Origin of the sequence: Scytonema sp. HK-05 (assembly GCF_963872035.1) — a bacterium.
Lineage (GTDB): Bacteria > Cyanobacteriota > Cyanobacteriia > Cyanobacteriales > Nostocaceae > Kalymmatonema.
The window spans coordinates 18,841-42,107 of sequence record NZ_CAWMYC010000035.1 but is presented as its reverse complement, the minus strand read 5'-3'; the positions used below and the strand labels follow the sequence as shown (position 1 = coordinate 42,107).

The 23,267-nt window shown below is 43.1% G+C and carries 25 protein-coding genes and 2 pseudogenes; 8 read left to right on the top strand and 19 right to left on the bottom strand.

Annotated elements, in window-relative coordinates:
- The first annotated feature begins 218 nt into the window (after window positions 1-218).
- Window positions 219-344 (top strand): hypothetical protein, encoded by a 126-nt coding sequence (locus AACT52_RS06350; RefSeq protein WP_272937079.1) that lies wholly within the window; start codon window positions 219-221, stop codon window positions 342-344.
- 62 nt (window positions 345-406) lie between these two features.
- Here AACT52_RS06350 and AACT52_RS06345 read toward each other — a convergent pair whose 3' ends face one another.
- The 3 genes from AACT52_RS06345 to AACT52_RS06335 all read right to left on the bottom strand — a co-directional run bounded on the left by AACT52_RS06345 (window position 407) and on the right by AACT52_RS06335 (window position 1,573).
- Window positions 407-613 carry a hypothetical protein gene (locus tag AACT52_RS06345; protein WP_073629760.1) on the bottom strand — a complete coding sequence of 69 codons (207 nt, stop codon included), beginning with the start codon at window positions 611-613 and terminating at the stop codon, window positions 407-409.
- Window positions 614-716: 103 nt separating this feature from the next.
- On the bottom strand, window positions 717-1,019 hold the full coding sequence (locus tag AACT52_RS06340) for a helix-turn-helix domain-containing protein (RefSeq protein ID WP_073629758.1): 303 nt from the start codon (window positions 1,017-1,019) through the stop codon (window positions 717-719).
- On the bottom strand, window positions 1,016-1,573 hold the full coding sequence (locus AACT52_RS06335) for a hypothetical protein (protein ID WP_073629756.1): 558 nt from the start codon (window positions 1,571-1,573) through the stop codon (window positions 1,016-1,018). Before AACT52_RS06335 ends, AACT52_RS06340 begins: the two co-directional genes overlap by 4 nt.
- A 174-nt stretch (window positions 1,574-1,747) precedes the next feature.
- Between AACT52_RS06335 and AACT52_RS06330 the strand changes: the two genes are divergently transcribed.
- Window positions 1,748-1,924, top strand: coding sequence for a ribbon-helix-helix domain-containing protein (locus AACT52_RS06330; protein ID WP_073629928.1), 177 nt, complete (start codon window positions 1,748-1,750; stop codon window positions 1,922-1,924).
- Between the two features lie 663 nt (window positions 1,925-2,587).
- On the opposite strand, the gene arsS is transcribed toward AACT52_RS06330, so the two are convergent.
- From arsS to AACT52_RS06315, 3 genes and pseudogenes are all read right to left on the bottom strand, one after another.
- A complete protein-coding gene (gene arsS, locus AACT52_RS06325; RefSeq protein WP_073629754.1) occupies window positions 2,588-3,574 on the bottom strand; it encodes an arsenosugar biosynthesis radical SAM (seleno)protein ArsS in 987 nt (328 codons plus the stop codon).
- A 314-nt stretch (window positions 3,575-3,888) separates the two neighbouring features.
- Window positions 3,889-4,857, bottom strand: a complete 969-nt coding sequence (arsM, locus tag AACT52_RS06320) for an arsenosugar biosynthesis arsenite methyltransferase ArsM (RefSeq protein ID WP_073629752.1) — start codon at window positions 4,855-4,857, stop codon at window positions 3,889-3,891.
- 74 nt (window positions 4,858-4,931) lie between these two features.
- A pseudogene (locus tag AACT52_RS06315) lies at window positions 4,932-5,075 on the bottom strand (winged helix-turn-helix domain-containing protein); the annotation flags it as partial.
- A gap of 24 nt (window positions 5,076-5,099) precedes the next feature.
- Between AACT52_RS06315 and AACT52_RS06310 the strand changes: the two are divergent.
- Window positions 5,100-5,297: pseudogene (locus AACT52_RS06310) on the top strand (hypothetical protein); the annotation flags it as partial.
- Here the strand turns inward: AACT52_RS06310 and AACT52_RS06305 are convergent.
- Window positions 5,281-5,568 (bottom strand): Mo-dependent nitrogenase C-terminal domain-containing protein, encoded by a 288-nt coding sequence (locus AACT52_RS06305; protein WP_073629750.1) that lies wholly within the window; start codon window positions 5,566-5,568, stop codon window positions 5,281-5,283. The pseudogene AACT52_RS06310 and the gene AACT52_RS06305 sit on opposite strands and share 17 nt — an antisense overlap.
- Window positions 5,569-6,459: 891 nt before the next feature.
- On the opposite strand from AACT52_RS06305, the gene AACT52_RS06300 reads away from it, so the two are divergent.
- Window positions 6,460-7,659, top strand: a complete 1,200-nt coding sequence (locus tag AACT52_RS06300; RefSeq protein ID WP_073629748.1) for a hybrid sensor histidine kinase/response regulator — start codon at window positions 6,460-6,462, stop codon at window positions 7,657-7,659.
- Between the two features lie 284 nt (window positions 7,660-7,943).
- Here the strand turns inward: AACT52_RS06300 and AACT52_RS06295 are convergent, their stop codons facing one another.
- Window positions 7,944-8,660, bottom strand: a complete 717-nt coding sequence (locus AACT52_RS06295; RefSeq protein ID WP_073629746.1) for a DUF4079 domain-containing protein — start codon at window positions 8,658-8,660, stop codon at window positions 7,944-7,946.
- A gap of 614 nt (window positions 8,661-9,274) precedes the next feature.
- Between AACT52_RS06295 and AACT52_RS06290 the strand changes: the two genes are divergently transcribed.
- The gene (locus AACT52_RS06290) at window positions 9,275-11,575 is read left to right on the top strand and encodes a glycosyltransferase family 2 protein (protein ID WP_073629744.1); all 2,301 of its coding nucleotides are present in this window, start codon (window positions 9,275-9,277) and stop codon (window positions 11,573-11,575) included.
- A 42-nt stretch (window positions 11,576-11,617) separates the two neighbouring features.
- Window positions 11,618-11,866 (top strand): hypothetical protein, encoded by a 249-nt coding sequence (locus tag AACT52_RS06285; protein WP_158054570.1) that lies wholly within the window; start codon window positions 11,618-11,620, stop codon window positions 11,864-11,866.
- Between the two features lie 21 nt (window positions 11,867-11,887).
- On the opposite strand, the gene AACT52_RS06280 is transcribed toward AACT52_RS06285, so the two are convergent.
- A complete protein-coding gene (locus AACT52_RS06280) occupies window positions 11,888-13,498 on the bottom strand; it encodes a glycosyltransferase family 39 protein (RefSeq protein WP_073629742.1) in 1,611 nt (536 codons plus the stop codon).
- Between the two features lie 113 nt (window positions 13,499-13,611).
- Here AACT52_RS06280 and AACT52_RS06275 point away from each other — a divergent pair, with 113 nt between their 5' ends.
- Window positions 13,612-13,794: a hypothetical protein gene (locus AACT52_RS06275; protein WP_143172740.1), complete on the top strand. Its 183-nt coding sequence runs from the start codon at window positions 13,612-13,614 to the stop codon at window positions 13,792-13,794.
- A gap of 194 nt (window positions 13,795-13,988) precedes the next feature.
- Window positions 13,989-14,372, top strand: a complete 384-nt coding sequence (locus AACT52_RS06270; RefSeq protein WP_233153862.1) for a RidA family protein — start codon at window positions 13,989-13,991, stop codon at window positions 14,370-14,372.
- Window positions 14,373-14,822: 450 nt separating this feature from the next.
- Here AACT52_RS06270 and AACT52_RS06265 read toward each other — a convergent pair whose 3' ends face one another.
- The 10 genes from AACT52_RS06265 to AACT52_RS06220 form a co-directional block, all read right to left on the bottom strand.
- Window positions 14,823-15,746: an NAD(+) kinase gene (locus tag AACT52_RS06265; RefSeq protein WP_073629738.1), complete on the bottom strand. Its 924-nt coding sequence runs from the start codon at window positions 15,744-15,746 to the stop codon at window positions 14,823-14,825.
- Window positions 15,747-15,750: 4 nt separating this feature from the next.
- Complete coding sequence (gene nuoK / locus AACT52_RS06260; RefSeq protein WP_041040913.1) at window positions 15,751-16,056, bottom strand: NADH-quinone oxidoreductase subunit NuoK; 306 nt, start codon at window positions 16,054-16,056, stop codon at window positions 15,751-15,753.
- Window positions 16,057-16,139: 83 nt separating this feature from the next.
- Complete coding sequence (locus tag AACT52_RS06255) at window positions 16,140-16,751, bottom strand: NADH-quinone oxidoreductase subunit J (protein WP_073629736.1); 612 nt, start codon at window positions 16,749-16,751, stop codon at window positions 16,140-16,142.
- Between the two features lie 157 nt (window positions 16,752-16,908).
- Window positions 16,909-17,490 carry an NAD(P)H-quinone oxidoreductase subunit I gene (ndhI, locus tag AACT52_RS06250; protein WP_073629734.1) on the bottom strand — a complete coding sequence of 194 codons (582 nt, stop codon included), beginning with the start codon at window positions 17,488-17,490 and terminating at the stop codon, window positions 16,909-16,911.
- A 151-nt stretch (window positions 17,491-17,641) separates the two neighbouring features.
- Window positions 17,642-18,760 (bottom strand): NADH-quinone oxidoreductase subunit NuoH, encoded by a 1,119-nt coding sequence (gene nuoH, locus AACT52_RS06245; protein WP_073629732.1) that lies wholly within the window; start codon window positions 18,758-18,760, stop codon window positions 17,642-17,644.
- A gap of 397 nt (window positions 18,761-19,157) precedes the next feature.
- Window positions 19,158-20,294 (bottom strand): citrate synthase, encoded by a 1,137-nt coding sequence (locus tag AACT52_RS06240; protein WP_073629730.1) that lies wholly within the window; start codon window positions 20,292-20,294, stop codon window positions 19,158-19,160.
- Window positions 20,295-20,409: 115 nt separating this feature from the next.
- Window positions 20,410-20,904, bottom strand: a complete 495-nt coding sequence (gene sixA, locus AACT52_RS06235) for a phosphohistidine phosphatase SixA (protein ID WP_073629728.1) — start codon at window positions 20,902-20,904, stop codon at window positions 20,410-20,412.
- A gap of 112 nt (window positions 20,905-21,016) precedes the next feature.
- Window positions 21,017-22,300 carry a DHH family phosphoesterase gene (locus tag AACT52_RS06230; protein ID WP_073629726.1) on the bottom strand — a complete coding sequence of 428 codons (1,284 nt, stop codon included), beginning with the start codon at window positions 22,298-22,300 and terminating at the stop codon, window positions 21,017-21,019.
- A 248-nt stretch (window positions 22,301-22,548) separates the two neighbouring features.
- Entirely contained in the window at window positions 22,549-22,689 is a 141-nt protein-coding gene (locus AACT52_RS06225; RefSeq protein WP_158054568.1) for a hypothetical protein, read from the bottom strand.
- Between the two features lie 15 nt (window positions 22,690-22,704).
- On the bottom strand, window positions 22,705-23,202 hold the full coding sequence (locus AACT52_RS06220; RefSeq protein WP_041040927.1) for an HNH endonuclease: 498 nt from the start codon (window positions 23,200-23,202) through the stop codon (window positions 22,705-22,707).
- Window positions 23,203-23,267: the final 65 nt, after the last annotated feature.

Here is a 23,267-nt window from a genome sequence, read left to right as displayed (position 1 = left end):
TAGTCTTGCTGACGCTGTTCGTTCATAGGTAAGGACGTGAGAGTCGCACATATTCTATTATCAGAGAAATTCAACACCAGCGCCCTAGATTCCGGAAACGGATAGATTTTTATCACAGGTGATGTGTTCCCGACAACGAGCTATCATCGCCCTACATTTACATTGAACAAAAAAACTAGCTACTGAAGCTTTTCAGATTCTCTCTCAAACGTTGATGAATGCGTTGGCGTAGCCCGCCGCAGGCATCGCCTTCTCAAGAGCACAGACGCTGTGCGTTGGCACAAGCCTCCGCAGGACTTACGGCACTGGCACCTTTGCGATCGCCCAATGGCAGTTTCAGGTAACAAGAGGATGCGATGGGCAAAGCCCCGCCAAGGGCGATCGCTATGTAATTAACAATTACGAATTACGAATTACGAATTGGTGTTATGTCTTGTTGCTCTAACGCCACATTAAAAATCAGTGTCAAATTCACATTTGGGATAAGTCGGCGTAAAACTTGTAGATGAGCTTCTGCATCACTGCGGCGACGAAAACGAGCTACAATGTGGTGCTGCATATTAGGTTGCAGTCGGACTATACACCAAGGATTGAGCTTTTCAAGATAAGTCATCGAATTCTCCTGGTAAAATCTGTAATTTCCAAGACAAAAGCCAGCCTACTGTGACGGTGGCTGGCAAAAAATATCAGAATGATATTGAAATTAGATTCAATTGCTACTCACTCTTGTCTGGAAAACAAAGCTTCTGCAACAGTTCTTCGGGGATATCCTCAAAGTGTTCCAGCAAAAAGTTCATCAAGGCAAGGTGGCGTAAATCGGTGGACATGGGACGGCGGTAGTTTTTACCTCTAGCAAACCAGCGCCGAACGGTGGAAAGGGAACGAGAGCAAATCTGAGCAATTTCTTCGTAGTTCACCTGCCATTTGGAGTAAAACTGCTTAGGAGTCATTCCCAATTGACAGTAACTGTAGAGTTGAATCAAATCTTGCTCTCGCTGCTTGAGTGGATGAGGATTCATAAGTTTGTTTCCTCGCTGATTGGTTCTAAATCCTCTTCCCAAGCAATATCGGCAGATGTCCAAGCGGTGCTGGGGCTATCTTGGCTCAACCAAATCAGGTAGCACCATGTCCAGTCGCAACGATGGGAAGCATAGCTATAGAATCGACCGATGACAATACCCCAGTCAGTATCGCTTTGCTGAGTGAGCCAACGCAAGCGATCGCCATATAAAAATCTGGGTGTCTTCGCTACATCAGGAAAATTGGCTGGAAGTTCAATAGATGCGTCTGGGTATTTCAGGTTAATCAAGCCTGGGACTATATCTTGGTTACTGTGCTGGATGAGATTGAGATAATCGGCAATCAACTTACCATTGATGCTGTGAGTTAACTGAGAAATCAGAATCGCAGCTAGAGTTTCTATTTCTTGCTGCTGGGGTTGTATCCAGGCGCTATCAAAGTCAGCATCAAAGTAGTTGTTGAGCTTTGCCAGTAATTCTGTAATGTTGAAGTCATCTAAAGCTTGTTGATAAGCTCTGTGTTCATCTGTTTTGTAGCTAACAGGCTTTAACATGGAATATGTCTCCTGTGATATGGGGGCCAAAAGCCAGTGCGTCAGCCCTGAGAAAGTTGTGCGCTGGCTTTTGACTTATAAGTAATTATACATATTTTTTATGTTATTTACTGTGTTTTTATGTTATTTTATGTGTTTAAGTTAAAAACACACAACAGAGCTTATGATAGTGATATGGGGAAAGTAACTGTAACTCTTTACATGGAAGAAGAAGACAAAGAAGCCCTGCAACTGTTGGCTGATGCAGAGGAGCGTTCTTTGTCTCAAATGGCAGTGCTAATTGTCAAACGAGCGATTAAACAAGCCCAGGATGAAGGAAAAATTCCGCCGACTCAGGGAAAAGGGAAGTGAGGCGATCGCCTTTTCTTTACCCAGGTTTTCTAATGTGTGGCGATAATGACCATAGCAATCCTAAATGATTTATGAAAAATCTTAAGTATTGTAGGGTGGGCAGTGCTTACCGTATTTTGCCCACTACATCCGAGTTTTGCGTTCGCACTGCCCACCTTACGTGTCGTTCAAAAATCTGCGGAGGAGTCTTATATTATTTGTCTTCAATGACAGCAATTTGTCTTATATGACAAATAATGTGTCACTGTACACCTAAAATAAAAGCCGTGAAACAAAAAGTTTCACGGCTATTGATGTGGTGTGAGGAGCTTAACTTAATATCATCATAATGGTAGCTGAGCAGTATAAACACGCTCGTAACAATTTTGGTAACAAAAAATTTTTGGGCGTATTCACGCGCTTCCTCTCGTATAGGAGACTAGCGCCTTTGCGTAAGTTCCCTAGACTTGCTAGTATCCGTTGACATTTGATGAAAAAATAAAAAACCGTGGAAGCTCAATTGAGTCCACGGTTATAGGTGTGGTGTGAGGAGACTTAACTTTGATTCATCATAAACCTATACGAGCGTTAGTAAAGCGCCGGTAACAGTTTTGGTAACGACATTATTCTTAAGCAGCACAAGTAAGTTGCTGAACGCCTTGCCCAGGAAATCATACAAGAACTTCACACCAAAGCGCCACCACAACTCGAACCACTACCAGCCGTACAACCATAACAATAAGCTGCTGTTTGTACCTCACCTATCAAGTCTAAACGACCAGCTTGCAGCAATTTGGTAACAGTGATGTTTTCCCCGTCGCGAGTTTTCGCAGGTAAATTCATCATTTGGTTGAAGTCGCAGTCATACACATGACCCAGATAATCAATTGAAAGCTCATCCCGACACATCAAATGTTCAACCGTTCCTGTATTAAAATGAGACTCTAAAAACTGCAAATAAGGAGCGTATAGTTTCTTTCTTTCTAAATACAGTTTTGTTCTACCAACTGGTATGTTGGTGATGGTGAAGAGGTTGTTAAAAGTAATATCAAAACTTTCTTGCAAGTACTGTTTGTAATCTCTTTCTAGCTTGATTTGGTCTGGCGTTTGCGAAAATTTTTCAGTTGTAGGCAATTGTGGATTATAGACTAAATCCACAATTAAATCTGGCTCTTTGCCATAACCCAGTTGATTCAGCCATTGCAGCGCTTTGATGGAACCATCATATACGCCTGTACCACGCATTTTATCTACATTATCTTCTAAATAGCACGGCAGAGAAGCAACAACCCGAACTTTGTGTTTAGCGAAGTATTCTGGTAAGTCGCCAAATCCCTCTTCAAAAAAGATGGTCAAATTAGAGCGGACAATCACCTGTTTATCATTTGCTCTTGCTGCTTCTACCAATGCCTTGAAACCATAATTCATTTCAGGTGCGCCGCCAGTCAAATCAACAATCTTAATTTCCGGGAATCTCTGAATTATCTCAATCAATTGTTGGCAAATTTCTGGAGAAAGTTCTTCTGTGCGTTTTGGTCCTGCTTCTACATGGCAATGGGTACACGCAAGGTTACAGCGCTTACCTAAATTAATTTGTAAAACAGTGATTCCTTTTTTTGTTAAAGGAGACGCAAGTTTTTGTTGGAAAGGCGTGAGCGCTGTTTGAATCATTATCTAACTTGTGAAAATGCAAATTATAAGGTCTGTTTAGCACACATTGGAGGAGGCGAAGCCTCCAAACCCTCGTTACCAGGTTGAACCTGGTAACGAAATATTAGAGGATGTTTGGAAAGTGCCGTATTGTACCAAAATTTATCGATGATCCCCCTAAATCCCCCTTAAAAAGGGAGACTTTTACCCCCCTTTTTAAGGGGGGCAGGGGGGATCAAGTAAAATATTTGATACTTCTCAAACATCCTGTTAGAGCCTCTGGCTCTTGTTGGGTGCAACATCTGATTTAACGCAGTGTAACGCACCCTACACGGTTAACAACAACCGCCGCCGTTGTAGTGCCAGGTTGAATCAGTGATCATGATTTTATCTGGCATGAAATCTGCAAGTTTTGCAGCAGTTTTATCACACACGGATGCTGGAATACCACGGGGAAGAACATGACCTGCTTCATCATCAAACAATGGTTCTGAACCAGCATAAATGGCTGTTTTTCCTGTGAATACACAAGCACCATCTTCAGGAATTGGAACTTTGAAAGCCACAGAATCTAGACTTTCTAAAAGGAGATTTTCTTGTAGGTTGTAAGTCTGGGAATCGAGCAAACGGTAAGGACGGCGATCGCGAATTTCTACTTGACCAAATCCTGCACTTATGATACGCTGAATGTACTCTTCATAAGTGAGTGCGCCTGATAAACACATTGCTCGCAACTGCTCATCTTTTCGCAGATGTTCTGGAATGGGACGAGTCGCAATTGGATCACTCATCTGCAATCTTCCCCCTGGTTTTAACACCCGATAAGCTTCTTGCAAAGCACGAGTTAAATCTTCTGGTTCAAAGATATTGAAAAGGCAATTTTGCGCCACGATATCAACAGAATCATCAGCAACAGGTAAGTTAAAAGCATCGCCTTCCCGAATTTCTACAAAGCTGGTGTCAAACCAGGGGTTTTCTTTGGCAGCAATTTCCAGGTTACGTGCAGCGGCTTGACGCATTTCAAGCACTGGATCAACAGCAATGACAGCACCAGGGCGGCGAGAAAAGTAGGCAAATTGCAAAGCTTCTAATCCACCACCAACTCCAACGTACAGCACTGTGGGTTGATTTCCAAGTTCGGTGGGGTGAACGGTGGTACCGCAACCATAATTCATTTCCTGCATCTTACACGGAATGTTCAACCCTGGTAATTGCAGGGGTGTGCTTTGCACACAACAAAGTCCTACTTGGGGTGTTTGGGCGACTTCACTGTAAAACTGCGCCGCTGTTTCGAGATAACTCATCGCACTCCTGAAGTTGTCTACGGTTTTTAAGTGTAGCGGTAACTAAATGAGTGATTGAATACCAGATGGGTGATTTAATGATTCGCCTCTAGTTTGAGGTGTAAGTAGCGAATATAAACCTCAATAATGTTGGAGTCGCTTATAAAGCCGTAACCCTAAACTTGTTTTACAATCCAGTAGTGTGTCATGAGTTGTCCAGGATGGACGAGTAAATATTCCTTTGATCCAAGCTAACCCAGCCCTTTTACTCTACAAAATCTTCTGGAACTGGGTTAGAACTTGTGCTTGTGAAAAGGATTGTGCAAGTTCATGGTGGAATGCTTTTGATAAAATCAAATCTTATCGAAGGTACTACGCTGAGCGTGCCATTACCTATGATTGCTGCCTATGATTGCAGTATGATATCACTATTACACTTAACTACTAGCAATAAGCTGTAACGTCTTCACCGCATTCGTCAGCAAGATAACACAAAGCTCTGAAACGCAGACTCACCACTTCTTCATACAGAGGATTTAACTTACACATAGGTGGAATGTGAAATAGCTTGCGACCAAACATTGTAATATCACGCTCGAAAGGACACTGTGCGGGGATCAGCTTGCACAACGAATGAGCTAATTTGGCGTTATGAATTTCAATCGAGTCCAACCATTGACGAATCGGGTGGAGTAGGTCGTTTTGTGTCCGGATTTGAGTAAAGCTAGTCATAATTACTTACCTCTTCATGGAAATTTCAAATTTGGGTTTTGTTTGTTAGGTTTGAACCTGTTTCTATGTATTTATTAGGGTTGGTTTGACTATCTTATGCAGTTGTGTCTGGTTTTTTGTTCTCTTTTTTGGGAACACCTTTAACTACAAACACGAGTCCCGGTGTTCCGGATCATTCTCCAGATATTTTTGCTGTGTGTAAATTTTCTGTACTCAAAAGGTGGAAGCAGGCTTGAGGGCTTGCATTCATGGGCTGTAGGGGCGATTTTACAAAATCGCCCCTATGCCTTTGGCTTCCTCTTGTGGGGATTATAGCGGTTCGGGGGTTGGAGGCAATACATCAGGAAATACTCTCTTCCTGCCGAAGATTACCTAATTAAAAAACCGCAGTGAACCAGCGCTGCGGGAGGGAAACCCTCCGCAGGCGACTGGTGTGCCTCCTAACGGAGGAGCTGCGCTAACGCCGTTAGGCGTGCCGTAGGCATACCCGTAGGGAGGCGCAGAGGACACAGAGGAAGAGTTAGAGAGATTTAGGTAATTTAAGTGCTAATTGCTACATTTACAAACCCAATGGCTGTCCAAAAATTTTTCGACTCAAAGATTTCTGGCTAAGAGCAGTAACTCTTCACCAAAGTAGTAGGACATTCAAAATTTAACATGGCAAACTAAGGGGGAGAAAGCATTTTGAGGACTGTAACCGTGTGATTTAAATATGGGACAGCTTAAATTTTTGATTTACATTTTTCGCTGAAAAAGCACAAAGTTAAAAGCTTTCTTGAAAAAAGAAGGTAGATCTACCAATTTCCTTTATCTTCTCAAGATATTAGATACCCTATTTCTGACCTTGGCGGGAGTGAAACGGCTGCTCTGGCAAAACTATATAATTTTCTTATGAAGAATAGAAAAATTCACATTCTTCTAGTGGAAGACAACGCTTCTGATGCTCGCCTGCTACGCCAGATATTCCTTCGCAATGGTCATGAAGAATGGCAGATCGCACATGTGGAGCGGCTAAATGACGCAATTGTTGCCTGTAAATCAGAACTTAGCCTCTCATTAAAGAATTCTACCTCACAAAGCATACATCAACGCAGATTTGATGTTGTCCTGTTAGACCTTAGCCTGCCAGATTCTACTGGATTGAACACGCTAAAAGAATTCCAAAAAGCAGTAACCGATATTCCTGTTGTGGTATTATCAGGGCTTGATGATGAAGAATTAGCACTGCGAGCACTAGCAGAAGGAGCGCAAGACTACATCGTCAAAGACCAAATAACGATTCAAGTGCTAGTGCGTGCCATTCGCTATGCTATTCAACGAGGACAAATTTTTAATCAATTACGGGCGAACGAGCAACGCATTCGTGAAGCGCTCGCCAAGGAACAAGAACTTAATCAATTAAAGTCGAACTTTGTGGCAATGGTTTCTCACGAATTCCGCGCCCCTATGAGTATCATTCGTACATCTGCCCAGCTACTCGAAAACTATAACCCTCAACTGACCGAAGAGCGTAGAGCCAAATACTTTCAGCGAATTCAAAGTTCTATCAACCAAATGGTTCAACTTTTAGATGAGGTTTTGTTCCTGAGTAAATCTGAAGTTGATAGAGTTGAATACCGACCTGTCCCCTTAGATCTCAAAAATTTCTGCCAGGAACTTACAGAAATTTTTCAACTTCATACAGACGCTAAGCGCGATATTATCTTTAATCACCAGGGAGAATGCACATTAGCCCAAATGGATGAAAACCTGTTAAGTTGCATTTTTACCAATTTACTCTCTAATGCAATCAAATACTCATTTCCAGAAAGCAAAATTTTGTTTGATTTAGTCTGCCAAGGGGGTATAGCAACTTTCCGGGTGCAAGACCAAGGGATAGGCATTCCTTACAGAGACCAAACCCGCCTGTTTGAAACGTTCTACCGTGCCAGAAATGTAGGTAAAATTGAAGGCACAGGGCTAGGGCTTGTCATTGTGAGAAAATGCGTGGATCTTCATGGAGGTGAGATCCGAGTAAAAAGTAAAGAGGGAGTGGGAACAACCATTACGGTGAGACTACCGATGCACCCACCTGCGAACAGTGAACAGTGAACAGTGAACAGTGAACAGTGAAGAAAATTTTTTACTCATCACTCAGCACTCGTAATATCATGTCCGGCTAATTAGTTATGATTCCCACGTTAGCTGCACCCCACCCCGCGCCGCCCAAATTCAAAGTATGCCCTTTGGGCACGCTGCGCGAACAAAATGCAAAATTCAAAAAAAAGAATCTTAATTTTGAATTTATAATTTTGAATTTTGAATTCCCCGAAGAGGGGTGGGGTTCTTAGGGTAATGATAAGTATTTATCCGGACTTGATATAACTCATAACTCTTTATTTAGGTTGAGGATTTGGTGTAGGACAAGCTTTCTTAACAAAATCACACTGATAAATGTAAGGTTCCTGCCAACTCAGAGGAATTTCTAGTAAATCTCTCGTTCCAGTCATTCCTTGTCCAATAAATAGTAACAAGGCGATGCTATTTAAAATTGTGTGGACGATGCGCCAGCGATTTGACCTATCTTTATAAATATCAGGAACAATTGCTAGGGAAAAAATCATCAGCAAGGCTGCGGCAATGCCAAAGTAATAATGCGACCAATACCACTCATTTGTGCGGCGAAATACTCCATCCTGACAGCCGAGAATCACTAAACCTGCACCCGTTAAAGTGGCAAAAACTCCCCGCCACACAGCCTGCTTAGCTCGATAAAGTAATACTAAAGAGGCAATAGTCGCAGTAAACATCAAAAGAATAAAAACGACTTGGAAAATCTCTTTATTCCACAATTGATTTTTGATAATATTTGTACCAATTGGGTAGGATAACCCTACTAAAGCCAATCCGACAACTGCACCCGTTAGCCAATTTCCTAATCGCCTGTGTTCTACCCCCACAACGGCCGGGATTTTACTTTTTCCAGAATCTAAGGTTTGCAGGCGACGCTGGCGTGTAGACCAAGCAAAATTAACCACCATTCCAATCAGGGGAAAGACAAAAAAGACTGCGATCGCTGGATGGATAAGACCAAGAAAATCTGCAAGTTCCATAAAACACCTGTTTGCACAAATCTCGTTCAACTCAAACCATTTCTGCATTTTTACAGAAATTTAAAATTCATTTATCTAGTTTTTATACAACCAAAATTGCGTAACCAAAGATAGCATTGAACCCTTGACATCATATCGCTACAGATTTCAAGTCTGCGAGTTTTACATTGTTGGGTACGGTATAAGCTTTGAGTTCCACAAGGCAATTGAGCTTACATTTCCACAGCCTATAGTTGACACAACAATACAAAGGTGCGACAAATTCAACTTCATAAGTGAGTCCTCAAATCCATCTCTATGGACAATTTAAACCGTATTTGCACAAGATAAATGAATTTAGGCTGAGAATTCCTTGAAAACTAGCGCTGCTTTGCAAACACAAATTTTTAATCCGATTTTCATCTTACAAGCACAATTTGCGTTTAACCTTAATTCTAAAGGTTAAACACTATTTACTAAAAGTTAACAGTTTGATATAAAATGTTATGTGAACTTCACACTATCTCCGTTGTTGAATGTTGTTTTTTATAAACCATGCAACTGTCAAGCCTTAGGCAATGCAGGCAAGAATCAACAATCATGAATGATAGGTGTGGTTTTAAAGGAGTATAAAAATGACCATTACACAGTTGAAAAAAAACAATGTAAGCCGTCTTCGCCAACGGCGTTTGGTCAAGAAACTCCGTTCTAGGTCTTGGCTTCAATTACGAAAAGCAACACTGTTTGTATTAAGTATCGTTTTTTTATTCAGTATTATCGTAGCTGCATGGTTTGCTGGTGAAGACACAATCAGCAGAATTTTTGCTCAAATTTATGCTTTACAAGAAAACCCACCAATTTGGCTAGAAGTGCCAATGGTGAGGGGAAAATATTTACTAGCACCGACGGTAGCGCTGTTGCTAACTGTGCTGCTGGTGATGAAAGTCTCTCCTCAGCCTCGTGTTTGGTCACAACGGCTCGTTGTCGGAATTTTAATTATCCTAACTTTAAGGTATATTCTGTGGCGATCGCTCTCTACCTTAAATCTTGTCAATCCGCTAAATGGGGTATTTAGTCTAAGTTTCTTCTTGCTGGAAATGTTAATGCTCTTTGGTAGCACTATCCAGCTATTTCTAATGTTAAATGTCAAAGACCGCCGCCGCGAAGCAGATGAGAAATCAGTTGCTGTTATCAATGGTGATTTCGTTCCATCTGTTGATATCTTGATACCAACATACAATGAACCTGCTTTTATTCTCAAGCGTACAGTTATCGGTTGTCAAGCTTTAGAGTATGCCAATAAGAAAATTTATCTTCTCGATGATACAAGGCGTCCAGAAATAAAAAAATTGGCTCTTGAGTTGGGGTGTGAGTATGTAACACGACAAGACAACAGCTATGCCAAAGCAGGAAATTTAAATCATGCTATTGCCAAAACTCATGGAGAGTTCATTGTTGTTTTTGATGCTGATTTTGTTCCTACTAAAAACTTCCTGACTCGCACAGTTGGTTTCTTTCAAGATGAAAAAGTAGCACTTGTACAAACACCCCAAAGCTTTTACAATGCTGACCCTGTCGCCCGTAACCTTGGCTTGGAAAATATTCTTACCGCAGACGAAGAAGTGTTTTATCGCCAAACTCAAGCTATTAAAGATGGTGCAGGCAGCGTCGTTTGTTGTGGGACTTCCTTCGTTGTTCGACGTAGCGCACTCTTATTAGCAGGAGGCTTTGTTACCGAGTCTTTGAGTGAAGATTACTTCACAGGTATTCGATTGTCTGCCAAAGGTTATCGTTTGATTTATCTTAATGAAAAACTTAGCGCTGGTTTAGCAGCAGACAATATTGCTGCCTATGCAACTCAAAGATTACGATGGGGACAAGGCACACTTCAAGCATTTTTTATCAAATCCAATCCTTTAACAATTCCTGGATTGAGCTTTATTCAAAGATTGGCTCATTTAGAAGGATTATTACATTGGTTTGGAACCATTGCTCGTGTTTATTTTCTCCTCATGCCTTTAGCTTATTCATTTTTAGGCGTGATTCCTGTTCGGTCTAACGTAGCAGAGTTGTTGTATTTTTTCCTGCCTTACTATCTTGTTAATTTAACTGTCTTTGCTTGGTTAAATTTCCAATCACGCTCTGCTTTGCTATCTGATATTTATTCTATAGTGCTGTGTTTTCCTATAGCATTGACTGTCATACAAGTCATGTTAAATCCTTTTTCTAAAGGATTTAAAGTGACACCGAAAGGAACAGTCAATAACCGATTTTCTTTCAACTGGAACCTTGCCTTACCTCTGATAATTTTGTTTATCGCTAATGCCTTGAGTTTGTGGCAGAATCTGGGAATGTGCATGGACAAAGGTACATGGTCTTCCACAGTCTCTTCAGAAGCTGCTCTACAAATTAAAGGTATCAGCTTAGGTTGGTTATGGAGTGCCTATAATTTGGTTATGATTGGCATAGCTCTGCTGATTTTTGTGGATGCTCCCAAACCAGATGTTTATGAATGGTTTGACTTGCGGCGAGTCGTGCGCTTAAGTATTGGCAAGCAGAGTTATTGGGGAGTGACTACAATCATTTCTGAGGTAGGTGCTGAAGTTGCTGTTACGCAGAATCCTCCTACTCATTTATCCAAAAATACGCCTGTTAAACTAGAAATTGTAGAGGAAAATTTACAGCTTGAGGGACATATTGTTCGCACTGGTTTGAAAGATGAATTTCCGACAGTGCGAGTGAGGTTTGAATCAGTCAATTTGACACAACATCGTCGTCTGGTGGAAATGTTATTTTGTCGTCCGGGACAGTGGAAGCGCAATAATACACCAGGAGAATTTAGTTCGTTGTTGTTGATATTTAAAATTTTGCTGAAACCGCGAATTCTGTTTAATAGAAAGGTAGATGTGAGTGCAGTTGCTGTTTCTCAGGTTTAAACACGTCCACAGATTTGAGGATGACTTATAGTAAAAAATCACGTGTGTAGAGACGCGCCATCCGAGAGTTCTACAGAGAACAGCGCGTCTTTACATTGTGTTCCTGATAAGGGTTCTGGTGGCATTTATGCGGCGAACAACCTCAGCATTGAAATAGCTCAAATCTCTGTTCCACCAAGAATCGGAGAAAGCGCTGATGGTAGAGGATGCGATCGCCCCACTCATAAGCAGCAGCATAACACCGCGCCAGACTTGTTGTCCATCCAGAATTTTAGTGTGCCGCTACGCTAACGCCCGTCCTTTGTATATTTTTTAGCTATATTTTTTATTCACTGAAAGTTTTGCTAATTTCCCTATTGAGTAATATTTGTTACTATAAATAACATTAATTTTAGACTTATACTTCTTTTCAATTCCTTTACGTAAAGTGCTTGAAGGATTAAGCAAAAACACATCCGTGAAACCTTTGGGAATTGTGGGAATATTTTTGTCCTTCACCAACAAAAACCGCACTTTTGGTTCTACAAGGTAACTCAGAGAAAAGACATTTCCATAATTAATGCCAAAAGAATCACTAATCAACAGTGGGCGAGAAGCCTGATTGACGATTGTGGCGACTTGTGTGTTACCAGAACTGACACCCTTACTTGACCAAGTTTCTGCTTGGGAACTTACTGCACAAGAAACGACACCACCCATAATCACCAGCACTAATACCGTCTGCCAAATTTTCCGCAGTAAAATAATCCCATCATATAGCTGATAAGCGAACAGATAAGTGACTGCTAGTTGAATACCTAAAAAAGAAGGTATTAAATACTGCTCTGCTGTTGAGCGCGTCCCTCCAAAAATCAAATCTGGTAGCATTAAAGGTATTGCTGGCACAGTAATTAATAACACGATAAATAACCATATTTTTGGGTGGGTTGTACGACAAAGAATATAAAGTGAGTATCCCAGTAAGATTAAAAAAATATAGGAAATTGGATAGCTGAGGGGATTTTCTAAGCCAAAGTTTAAATCCAAAAAAATACGGCTTAAGTTAATTAGCCAAGATTGAATTAAAGCCAATGGTGATAATTTTCCTGTTGTTCCTGCTGTTTGACGATGAAATTGCAACAGGTTGGTAAGAATAACTAAAATCCACGGAGTAAAGGCTAAAAAACCTGTAAGTGATGCTAATGTGTAAATTTCGACTTTTTTAGTCCAGCGAAATTCTGTAGTTGCCATGACATAAATTCCATGAGCAACCGCTACGAATCCACTTAACAAAGATGTATAAAGACTGAGTGCTAAAGTGAGTGTATAAATTCCCCATGCCAAGGTGCGATCTGGTAATCGCTGTTCTGATTCTAGTCGCAAAGCTCGCAGCAAAGAAGCGCTGGAAAGTAATATCGTGAGGAGCCAAAGAATATATTCCCGTGCTTCCTGGGCGTAAATGAGATGAATCGGGGAAATTGCTATAAGTGCGATCGCCACAAATGGTACTGAGAACGGCACGTTAAATAATTCTCGACACAGCCAATAAAAGCAGGGAAATACTAGCAAGCTAATAATGACAGACAAACTTCTGATAGCTGTTACCGAAGTGCCAAAGATTTGCGCCCACAATCGTGCTATAACGTAATAAAGTGGAGGATGGTGAGGGTCTTCTATTGCTAAAGATTTAACTGTATCACCTAAATTTTTATCAGGATTAAGACGCTGGAACTTAGCAAAAGCTTCCTTATTAACGACACGACCATTAAAGATTTGCCGCCTGACTTCTGTCGTTGTATAACCAGAAATCCGCAATGAAGTGTAAGTTTCATGGTGTCCATAAACTTTGCCGTCAACGTTGAAGAAGCGAAAAAAGACACCTAGCACCAACACCACGACAATTAGAAACCGCAACCAATTCGGAGCGAGTTTGATATGGCGCATAATTTGGTTTCTAAATAAGTTGTAAAAATCACCCTGTTAGATGAACTAACTGGAAGAGCTTTGCTGACAATCGCGAAGCGTAGTTTGACAGTAACCTGATTTAGTACTTGACGATGAACATCTTATCTTTATTTAATTTAAGAGCGCCGTCGCACTTTACTCCATTTGACCAAAATAAGTGCGATCGGCGCTTCGCCGCAGCGCTTCGCTATCGCCATCTCCTATCCTTAGGCAGTTATCAGGATATCGCCATCATCAGCGCGGCAAATTTCCTCGCTTTAGTTTCTCATGCCTGATTTCACAACACAGGCTAGGGGGATCGATGGTATTCACGCTGACTGTCACGCAAAAGCGCGAACAACCACGTCCCCAAGCGATCGCACTACCTGTCTTGCTTGGGAACCCAAAGTGCTAATGTGGATTGAGCAAAGCTATCACAGGTAAAATTTCCTCTGTGAATGTTTAGCCGTAGCGTAGTATCATGCCAGTTATGCGAACTTTTTCCGGTGCCTCCTGGGAATCAAAAGTAGGTTACTGTCGAGCCATCAGAGTCGGAAACCAAATTTATGTTTCTGGTACAGCACCAGTTGATGAAGCGGGAGGAGTGTTTGCTCCTGGTGATGCCTATGCGCAAGCAAAACGCTGTTTTGAAATTATCCACAAGGCTTTGCAAGACTTAGGTGCAGACACAAGCTATGTGGTGCGGACTCGTATGTTTGTTACAGATATTACCCGTTGGGCTGAATTTGGGCAGGCGCATCAAGAATTTTTTGGTGAGAATCCGCCTGCTACAACAATGGTGGAAGTGAAATCCCTAATAAATCCGGAGATGTTAATAGAGGTAGAAGCAGATGCAGTTTGTGCCGATGTGTAGCGCTTCTGTTTGCATTGGTGTCAACTTAAGCTAAAAGTTACTATTGACAAGCGTTTGAACATTTTTCGATGTACCATCTAGATTTTCGATCCCCCCTTAATCCCCCCTTAAAAAGGGGGGAAATAAAATTTTAGCCCTCTTTTTAACTCTGTTGGGGGATCTAAAACGACCCGGAAATTGAGTGTTTGAGCGTGATTGTTGACACGCATGTTCTGTTTCCATCCCCTCCCTGCTTGCGGTGAGTAAGCGCGCTGCAGGCGGGTTTCCCACGCCCAGGCGACTGGCGTAAGCGCAAGCGCACGCCAAGGGCGAACGCGTAGCGTGCCGTTCGGCGATAGCCGTGGCGTTAGCCATAGGCATACCCGAAGGGGGAGGGGTTAGGGAGCCAGCGCTGCAGGAGGGTTTCCCTCCGCAGGCGACTGGCGTGGTGGGGTCATGCGAATCTATGATTCAATTAGCATGACTGGCACTACTGTAGCGAATCCTTGTTCCTGCCCACAGCAACTTCTCTCGCAGCGTCTGATAATACGAGTTGTTCTCTCGTAAAACAATAAACTTAGCCCGACAATCCGCCATCCGCACATCAACACGGTGTCCGGGCCAAATGGAAGTCGCCAAGACCCCATCCATCCACAACTTGGTACTCAAATCGTAATCCCCCAAGGGCCAAATACTGACAACAGAACCAGGGGGTAAGACGAGGGGGCGACTGGAAAGACTCATCGGACAAATGGGAGTGATGGTAATCGCTTCCATACCATCATGTATTATCGGACCATTTGCAGACACGGTGTAACCTGTGGAACCAGTAGGAGTAGAAATAATCAGCCCGTCTCCCTGATATTGATCGACCACTTCACCATCAATTTCCATTTCTAGGACTGAGGTAATCATGCGGTCAGCAGAAGCGGGTCTGACAGACATTTCATTTAAAGCGAGGTAACGTTCAGAAACTGGTTCCAAATTTGTGCTATTTCCCTCGAACACTGCGGCTTGCAACATCATCCGCCGCTGAATAGCATAACGGTCTTCAAACAGCCGATCCCAAACGAGTTCAGTATCTTGAAATTCTTCTACAGACTCAGTTAAAAACCCCAGATGACCTCCCACGTTCACTGCTAGTATTGGGATGCCAGCTGGGGCTAGATGTCTTGCTCCAGTTAAAACAGTACCATCACCGCCAAGTACCAAAGCGAGATCAATGGGTTGCCCTGCGGAAGCCAAAAAGACCGGATATGGGTTATCTTTTGGTCCACTTGGTCCCATCAAAACGTGGCATTGGCGATGTTCGAGTTGCTTAGCACAGATTTCTGCCCAGCGTTTACTTTGGGAATCTCGTGCTTTGTAAGCAATAATGACTTGCTTGAGATCCACAGAATTACCACTTCAGGAGATTAAACTGCTCCATATCAACAGTATCGCGGTTGCGATAGATGGCAAGTACGATCGCCAAACCTACCGCCGCCTCAGCTGCTGCTACGGTGATCACAAATACGGTGAATACCTGACCCTTAATTGCTGTTGAGTCTAGGAAGTTGGAAAACGCCATTAAATTTAGATTAACGGCATTGAGCAGCAACTCAATCGACATTAGCACTCTTACGGCGTTGCGGCTGGTAATTAAGCCATAGATGCCGATGCAAAATAAAGCTGCTGCAAGTAATAAAAAGTACTGAATTGGCATGAATCTTGCTGTCCCCCTTGTCAGTTATCAGTTATTAGTTATCAGTTACCAATTATCAGTTTGCGCTGTTTACTGATAACTGTTTACTGAATATTGCGGCTCGATTCACCGATTGATACCAGTTCTCTGGGGCGTTCTGGTAAGGTCAAAACTTGCTGTTTTTCTCCAGAAATTACCTGTTCAGGCAGATACTCGCGACGTGCCAAAATGATCGCGCCCACCATCGCCATCAACAGCAAAACCGAAGCTAGTTCAAAAGGCAGTAAAAAGTCACTGAAGAAATGTTGACCAATTAAAACAATCGTGTTGCCTGGAGGCGTAGCAGTAGACAGTGACCAAGGAGTTGTTAACACCATCGTACTTAAAAGAGCAAACAATCCCAGACTGACTACACCCGTGAGTGCTTTGCGTAACCAAGCGGTGGGGAAGGGCGTAAAACTTTGTCGCTTGTTTACCAACATAATGGCAAACAAAATCAATACGTTCACTGCACCAACATAAATTAGCAATTGCGCTGCTGCTACAAAGTCAGCATTTAGCAACAGGTACAGCCCAGAAATGCTAGCAAATACGCCTGCCAGCGTAAAGGCAGAATAGACGACGTTGTCAAACAGTACCACACCCAGCGCTGTTGCAATCAACATCACTGCCAGTATGGCAAAAGAAACAACCTGTACTCCTTCCGCTAGATTCACTGTTTTTTATCCTCAGTCATTTGTTAATTGTAGAGACGCGCTGTTTGAAGCGTCTGTACATTCGCGCCATAACGCGTCTGTACATTTGTTAATTATTGGCATTTAGTGGTGAGTCGCTCTTGTTTTCTACTAACAACTCACCACTAACTACTACCATTTACTTTTCCTGTTCCACAAGGTCTTCTGGACGCGCACCCGCGCGAGGTGCATCACCAGGTACGCCGTGGGGATCCATGACGCCTTTGGGTAGGTAAACGAGTTCGCGCAACGGTGTGACCATTGGATCGTTAGTGACCTTATAAGGCAAACGACCAAGCGCCACGCTGTCATAGTTCAATTCATGGCGATCGTAGGTGGAAAGCTCGTAATCTTCTGTCATCGATAAACAGTTAGTTGGGCAGTATTCCACGCAGTTACCGCAGAAGATACAAACTCCAAAGTCGATACTATAGTGATTGAGCTTTTTCTTTTTGCTTGCCTTGTCGAATTCCCAATCAACTACAGGCAGGTTGATCGGACAAACCCGAACACAAACTTCGCAGGCAATGCACTTATCAAACTCAAAGTGAATCCTACCGCGAAACCGCTCACTAGGAATCAGTTTTTCGTAAGGATACTGCACGGTGACTGGACGCCGCTGCATATGGTCGAAGGTAACAGACAAACCCTGACCAATGTAACGACCAGCTTGCACCGCTTCTCTGGCGTAATCACCAACTTGTTTAAGGAACTTTAACATTTTTCGTGTCTCTCTCTTTTTATGTAATAGGTGATTCGGGATTGGGGATGAGGGATTGGGTAAGAACAAAAGTATGAAGTATACAATTTTCAGCCTTCATCTTTTATCCTTTCCTACTCCCTAGTCCCCATTCCCCAGTCCCCAGTCCCTATTACCCTCCAAAGGCAACGGGAAAAGCAAGTTTCAGGGCTGCAGTGAGTAGCAAGTTAACCAAACCAACAGGCAGCAAGAACTTCCATCCTAAATCTAGCAATTGGTCAATCCGAACCCGTGGCACTGTCCAACGCAACAGGATTGCCAGAAAGACGAGGAAGTATGCTTTGAGTACGGTCATCGTGATTCCCAATGCGGCGGTAGCAATCTGCAAAACAGGATTTATTTCGCTGACTCCCAACCAACCAGCTATCAAATTAATGGGAATTGGAAAATCCCAACCGCCTAGGTATAAAACTGATACCAGCAGGGCAGAAAGTACTAGGTTAACGTAGGAACTCAGGTAGAACAGAGCGAATTTCATGCCAGAGTATTCGGTCTGATAACCAGCAACCAGTTCCTCTTCTGCTTCGGGCAAGTCGAAGGGCAATCGTTCGCATTCAGCAAGGGCGGCTATCCAAAAGATGATAAACCCGACTGGTTGACGCCATACGTTCCAGCCAAGAATGCCATAGCCAGATTGCTGATTGACGATGTCAATGGTGCTGAGGCTATTCGACATCAAGGCGATCGCCAGCACCGCTAGTGCCAAAGGAATTTCATAGCTAATCGACTGTGCTGCTGCCCGCAACCCTCCTAAGAGAGAGTATTTGTTGTTAGATGCGTAACCAGCCATCAACAAGCCAATCGGTGCAACGCTAGACAAGGCAATCCACAAGAAGACCCCCATCCCAACATCTGTAATCACCAGATTCTGCCCAAAGGGCACAATCAAATATGACAGAAATACTGGAATCGTCACGATGATTGGACCAAGGGTAAACAGCCAGCGGTCAGACTGAGCTGGCACCACATCTTCTTTAAAAACGAGCTTGAGACCATCCGCCACAGGAGCCAGCAAACCCAAAGGACCAATATATTCAGGACCAATCCGCTGCTGTGCTGCTGCCGAAATCTTCCGTTCTAACCAAACACAGGTCAGCACCCCCACAGTGGCACCAATAATCATCAAAATCATTGGCAGTGGCATCCAAATCGCCTTGGCTATGCCAGCGCTCAATCCTAAATCCCTAAGGGATTCAATAAAAGTTCCTTGCAGATCAATTCCTGAATTCATGTGCTTTTGCTCTTCAAGTCATCAGAACATTGTCATTTACAACTATCCACGCTTGTTAATAACTGTAAATTTGCTCATAAAACCTTGGGGGAAGTGTGGAAACCCGAGCCATGACGGCACGGGACAAAATTTAAGATTTTTTGCAATTCCCATGCCTAGTATATCGTTGCATGGTTTTTGCCCCTTTAGCTAGACGAGAATTTCTACCTATGGTAAGGATTAGAATTCCCTAATAAAGGGACTGGGACTGGCGATTGGGGACTGGGAAATTCCCTATCCCTTGAATTTCTTCGCGTTCCAGTGCCAATCGGTTCCTGGGGACTGGCAATTGGGGACTGGGAAATTCCCTATCCCCTATCCGTAATCCCCTATCCGTAATCCCCTATCCCTAATCCCTCTAACGCTGCTCGATGGGAATGTAAGGAACGCCATGCTTACCGTCGTAAACCTGGGTTGGACGGAAAATTCGGTTTTCTTCTAGCTGTTCTTTCCAATGTGCTAACCAACCGGCAACACGGGCGATCGCAAATATTGGTGTAAACAAGTCTGTAGGAATTCCCAATTTTCTATACACTAATCCTGAATAAAAGTCAACATTGGGATAAATTCCTTTATGACCCAGTTTTTCCTCCACCACCCTTTCCATTTCTAGAGCAATGTCATAGTACTTGTCATGCCCAAATTTGGCAAACAGCTGTTCCGCCAAGTTCTGCAAAATTGTAGCGCGTGGGTCTTTCACTTTGTACACACGATGTCCAAAGCCCATAATTTTGGATTTGCGTTCCAGGCAGTCCTCAATGTAAGGACGCACATTTTCCACAGAGCCAATTTCTTCCAACATCTGAATCACTTCTTCGTTGGCTCCACCATGCAGCGGTCCTCCTAACGTTCCCACAGCACTTGCTACCACTGCGTATGGGTCAGTTAGTGTAGACGCCGTTACCCTGGCACTGAAGGTGGAGGCGTTCATCGTATGTTCAGCATGAAGTATCAAGCAGATATCAAAAATCCGCGCCGCCAGTGCATCAGGTTCTTTCTCATTGAGCATGTACAGAAAGTTGGCGGAATAGTCCAAGTCATCACGCGGACGTACTGCATCGTTGCCATTTCGCATCAACTGGAATGCCGCCACCATTGTCGGAATCTTTGCTATCAGGCGAACAACTGCATCCCGAATGTAAATAGGGTTATCCAAGTCACGGCGCGAATAAAACAAACCCAACGCAGCGGCAGAGGCTTGCAAAGCATCCATTGGGTGACCGCTTTCGGGAAAGCATTTCATCATATCGCTGATGCGATATTTTATCCGCCTGTGTTCGCAAACTTCATACTCAAATGCTGCCAGTTCTTCCGCTGTGGGCAACTCACCCCAAATGAGAAGATAAGCAGTTTCCAGAAATGTACTTTTTGAAGCCAATTCCTCAATTTGGATGCCACGATATTCTAGTATTCCCTTTTGCCCGTCAACATTGCTAATACTGGATTGGGCGGCGGGGATGCCATCCAATCCAGGCTTGAATTCGCACACCATCATGGCAACACCATCTGCTTTTTTGTGAAAGATTTTTTCAGGCTAACTTACCAGAAATTCTTGTTGCCATAACAGTAACCGTTTCCTTTGAAATTCTTTCAAAAACGTTACACTACTGTTAAAGCAAGTACTTGGGTGGTGTCAACCAATACATCTGACTACGACCCAGAGGAGAGCCTTTTTCTGGTAGTTTTACCCCAATCATACCCGCTTTTTTCAGGACTAACGTTGCTTTCGCTTGTCCCCATAGGAGAATTTCTGCCCAAGCACTCAAATCTGGTTCATGTCCTACTAAGGCAAGTTGGGTTTGGGGTGAATAATTTCTTGCTTCCAACCAGTCTACAACCCAACTCTCAATACGACCATCAGGAGCAAGGTAGGTACATTCCTCTAGTTTAGAACTCAATCCAGCAGCTATGAGGATTTCTGCTGTTTGCCGAGCGCGAACCAACGGACTCGTGGCAATCAAATCGAAATTCAAACCCAACTTTTTCAGTCGTTGGGCAACTTTCTCTGTTTTTTGCCGCCCTTCTTTCGTGAGCGATCGCTCTTCATCTTTGATATCTGGTCGCCTTTCTTCAGCAATACCATGACGAATTAAATAAAGTTCCACAATTTGAGTCCTAAGTCCTGAGTTCTAACTAAGAGTCAGTTCGTCAGAGTTATTTTCCCTCTTATCTCCCTTATCTCCCTTGTCCCCCTTGTCTTCCTTGTGTTGTTCTCCTCTACTCCGGCTGTATCGGGTTATCTCTCGGATTCACTAATCTCAGCAGCTTCTGCTTAATCTGAGAATCGAAAACTTCCCATTTCATTTTCGCATAACCAGAATTTTCATTACCTCCAGATAAGAAACCCATTGGAATTTCAAATCCACCTGCGCTTGTTCTTCCACCACCGAAAAAGCGTCCTTGGCTATCTTGTCCAAAGGCTTCTTTGATGAACTCATCGGGGTCAAGGGTAAGTTTGGTGGTTCTTAAAGAACCAATGACCACTTCTAGTTCTTCATCTTCATCGTGAACAATACCGTACACCACAGCAGTGTGAACGTTTTCTTCTGTCACTAGAAAATCTGCCGCTTGGGGGATGGCATCGCGGTCGTCATAACGTAGATAACCTACACCAGCAATCGAAAAGTTATTTTGCACGATGCGGTTTTTGAGCGATCGCTCTATAACGTCCATGACTCGCTTGGAACGATTCGCTTGCAGTACCGCGTTCAGCAACTGGGCGTCATAAAATCTGCTCAAATACGCTGCTGCCATAAAGTCTTCTTCCTGTGCTTGCATCAGTCTATTAGTATCCGATCGCAAGCCGTGCATCAAGGCAGTCGCGCATTTGACGTGTTGGTTTATACTGCTATCTAGAGTTAGTAACCCCGCTTGTAGGTATTGGGTAAAAATCGTTGCTGTCGCCCGTACAAAGGGACGGACATCAAAAAATTCCGATTTCAGCTCAGTTTGTAAACTGTGGTGGTCGATCACCGCCACTAATGGTATTTTTGCCTGTTGCACTACAGGTAATAACTGAGAAGTGGTTCCTTGGTTATCAATCAGTACGAAACCTTGGTAGGATGATAAATCCTTGCTTTTCAGTGTTTGTAGTGTCCAACGCTGGACGGGTAAGCCAGTCAGCTTTACTAATGCAATATTTTCTTGGTGACTCAATGCACCAGCGTAAACGATGTCACATTTTATATCGTATTGCTGAGCAATTAACTGGTAAGCCCAAGCAGAGGATAAGGCATCAGGGTCAGGAAAATCTTGAAGAATTAACAACTGGCGTTCTTGCCTGTGTGCAAGAAACGTATTGCGCAGCTCTTCTGATTTGTGATTGACCAATGAATTGTTACGCTGACTCAGAGAATTGCCCGATTCACCCGTCAATCCCGTGCCTGACTGCTTAGTGAGTGGAACTTCAACTGAATCTTTGTCTCTTTCTGCATCGTCTGGAATTGGGTCAGCTATCAACGGCAAACTCTCAATCTGAGTAAGGGAAGAATTAAAGTGCATACGAAACGTTTTTATAAGTGTGAGGCTCCTTTTTTGTTCAGAAAGACTACCTGCTTGTCATTCACTACTTCAGCCACACTTTATGATCTTCGCAAAAATTTCAGATCTTGGCTCTATATCTGCCAGTCTATTTTTTGTCAACAATCTCTGATCAATGACTAGCAAGGAAAACCCCTTTAGCATTGACCCCTAATTTTTTTGGCAGATTTAAACGCACCCTGCTTGTTTTGGCGTTGATTTGTGCTATATTAGCGAAGTTGCTCCAAGCGGGTATGCATTTTCTCGCGTTCTATCAGCTTCCAGTTAAGTTCTAGGTAAGCCGTAGACCAGCCAAAATCACCAAGCAAAGGCAATAACGCAAAAAACTGACAATTGCGAGGCTTTTTCAAACAACGCTGAAATTGTCAGAGTCCAATAACATATTTTTGCCACTCTTGATGCATACCACTCTTGAGATGTTTGCTGACCTCAAAGTATAAACTGCTGTAAGGTCGGCGTGGAGGATGACGCAACATCATGTGAGCTTCACTAGGCGTGCGATTTCCCTTCTTCACATTACAGCGGACACAGGCTGTAACGATGTTTTCCCAAGTATCGCCGCCACCACGCGATCGCGGAAAAACATGATCCAAAGTTAAATCATCTCCTGTGTAACCGCAATACTGGCAAGTATGACCATCACGATGCAGTAGATTCCGACGAGTCAGAGGAATCTCTTTATAGGGAACGCGCACATAGTGGCGCAACCTAATAACAGTCGGAAGCGGAAAGTCCGAGTAAAGTTGCTTGTTATTGAACTCTACTCGCTCAGCTTTGCCTTTGATCAGTAAGACCACAGCTCGCCGCCAGCTCGTGATATTGAGCGGTTCGTAAGAGGCGTTTAGAACTAAAACCTTCCCCATTGATTAGCGCTCAAGCTATTATTTTTACATATATTAACACAATTACATTCATCTTTGGTGATGAA

Coding starts and splice junctions, on each gene's coding strand:
- AACT52_RS06345 (WP_073629760.1), bottom strand. CDS start 613: ATGACTTATCTTGAAAAGCTCAATCCTTGGTGTATAGTCCGACTGCAA.
- AACT52_RS06300 (WP_073629748.1), top strand. CDS start 6,460: ATGAAGAATAGAAAAATTCACATTCTTCTAGTGGAAGACAACGCTTCT.
- nuoK (WP_041040913.1), bottom strand. CDS start 16,056: ATGCCAATTCAGTACTTTTTATTACTTGCAGCAGCTTTATTTTGCATC.
- arsM (WP_073629752.1), bottom strand. CDS start 4,857: ATGAGTTATCTCGAAACAGCGGCGCAGTTTTACAGTGAAGTCGCCCAA.
- AACT52_RS06230 (WP_073629726.1), bottom strand. CDS start 22,300: ATGCACTTTAATTCTTCCCTTACTCAGATTGAGAGTTTGCCGTTGATA.
- AACT52_RS06280 (WP_073629742.1), bottom strand. CDS start 13,498: ATGCGCCATATCAAACTCGCTCCGAATTGGTTGCGGTTTCTAATTGTC.
- AACT52_RS06330 (WP_073629928.1), top strand. CDS start 1,748: ATGGGGAAAGTAACTGTAACTCTTTACATGGAAGAAGAAGACAAAGAA.
- AACT52_RS06340 (WP_073629758.1), bottom strand. CDS start 1,019: ATGAATCCTCATCCACTCAAGCAGCGAGAGCAAGATTTGATTCAACTC.
- ndhI (WP_073629734.1), bottom strand. CDS start 17,490: ATGTTAAAGTTCCTTAAACAAGTTGGTGATTACGCCAGAGAAGCGGTG.
- AACT52_RS06220 (WP_041040927.1), bottom strand. CDS start 23,202: ATGGGGAAGGTTTTAGTTCTAAACGCCTCTTACGAACCGCTCAATATC.
- AACT52_RS06270 (WP_233153862.1), top strand. CDS start 13,989: ATGCGAACTTTTTCCGGTGCCTCCTGGGAATCAAAAGTAGGTTACTGT.
- nuoH (WP_073629732.1), bottom strand. CDS start 18,760: ATGAATTCAGGAATTGATCTGCAAGGAACTTTTATTGAATCCCTTAGG.
- AACT52_RS06290 (WP_073629744.1), top strand. CDS start 9,275: ATGACCATTACACAGTTGAAAAAAAACAATGTAAGCCGTCTTCGCCAA.
- arsS (WP_073629754.1), bottom strand. CDS start 3,574: ATGATTCAAACAGCGCTCACGCCTTTCCAACAAAAACTTGCGTCTCCT.
- AACT52_RS06350 (WP_272937079.1), top strand. CDS start 219: ATGCGTTGGCGTAGCCCGCCGCAGGCATCGCCTTCTCAAGAGCACAGA.
- AACT52_RS06275 (WP_143172740.1), top strand. CDS start 13,612: ATGAACATCTTATCTTTATTTAATTTAAGAGCGCCGTCGCACTTTACT.
- AACT52_RS06305 (WP_073629750.1), bottom strand. CDS start 5,568: ATGACTAGCTTTACTCAAATCCGGACACAAAACGACCTACTCCACCCG.
- AACT52_RS06335 (WP_073629756.1), bottom strand. CDS start 1,573: ATGTTAAAGCCTGTTAGCTACAAAACAGATGAACACAGAGCTTATCAA.
- AACT52_RS06240 (WP_073629730.1), bottom strand. CDS start 20,294: ATGATGGTGTGCGAATTCAAGCCTGGATTGGATGGCATCCCCGCCGCC.
- AACT52_RS06295 (WP_073629746.1), bottom strand. CDS start 8,660: ATGGAACTTGCAGATTTTCTTGGTCTTATCCATCCAGCGATCGCAGTC.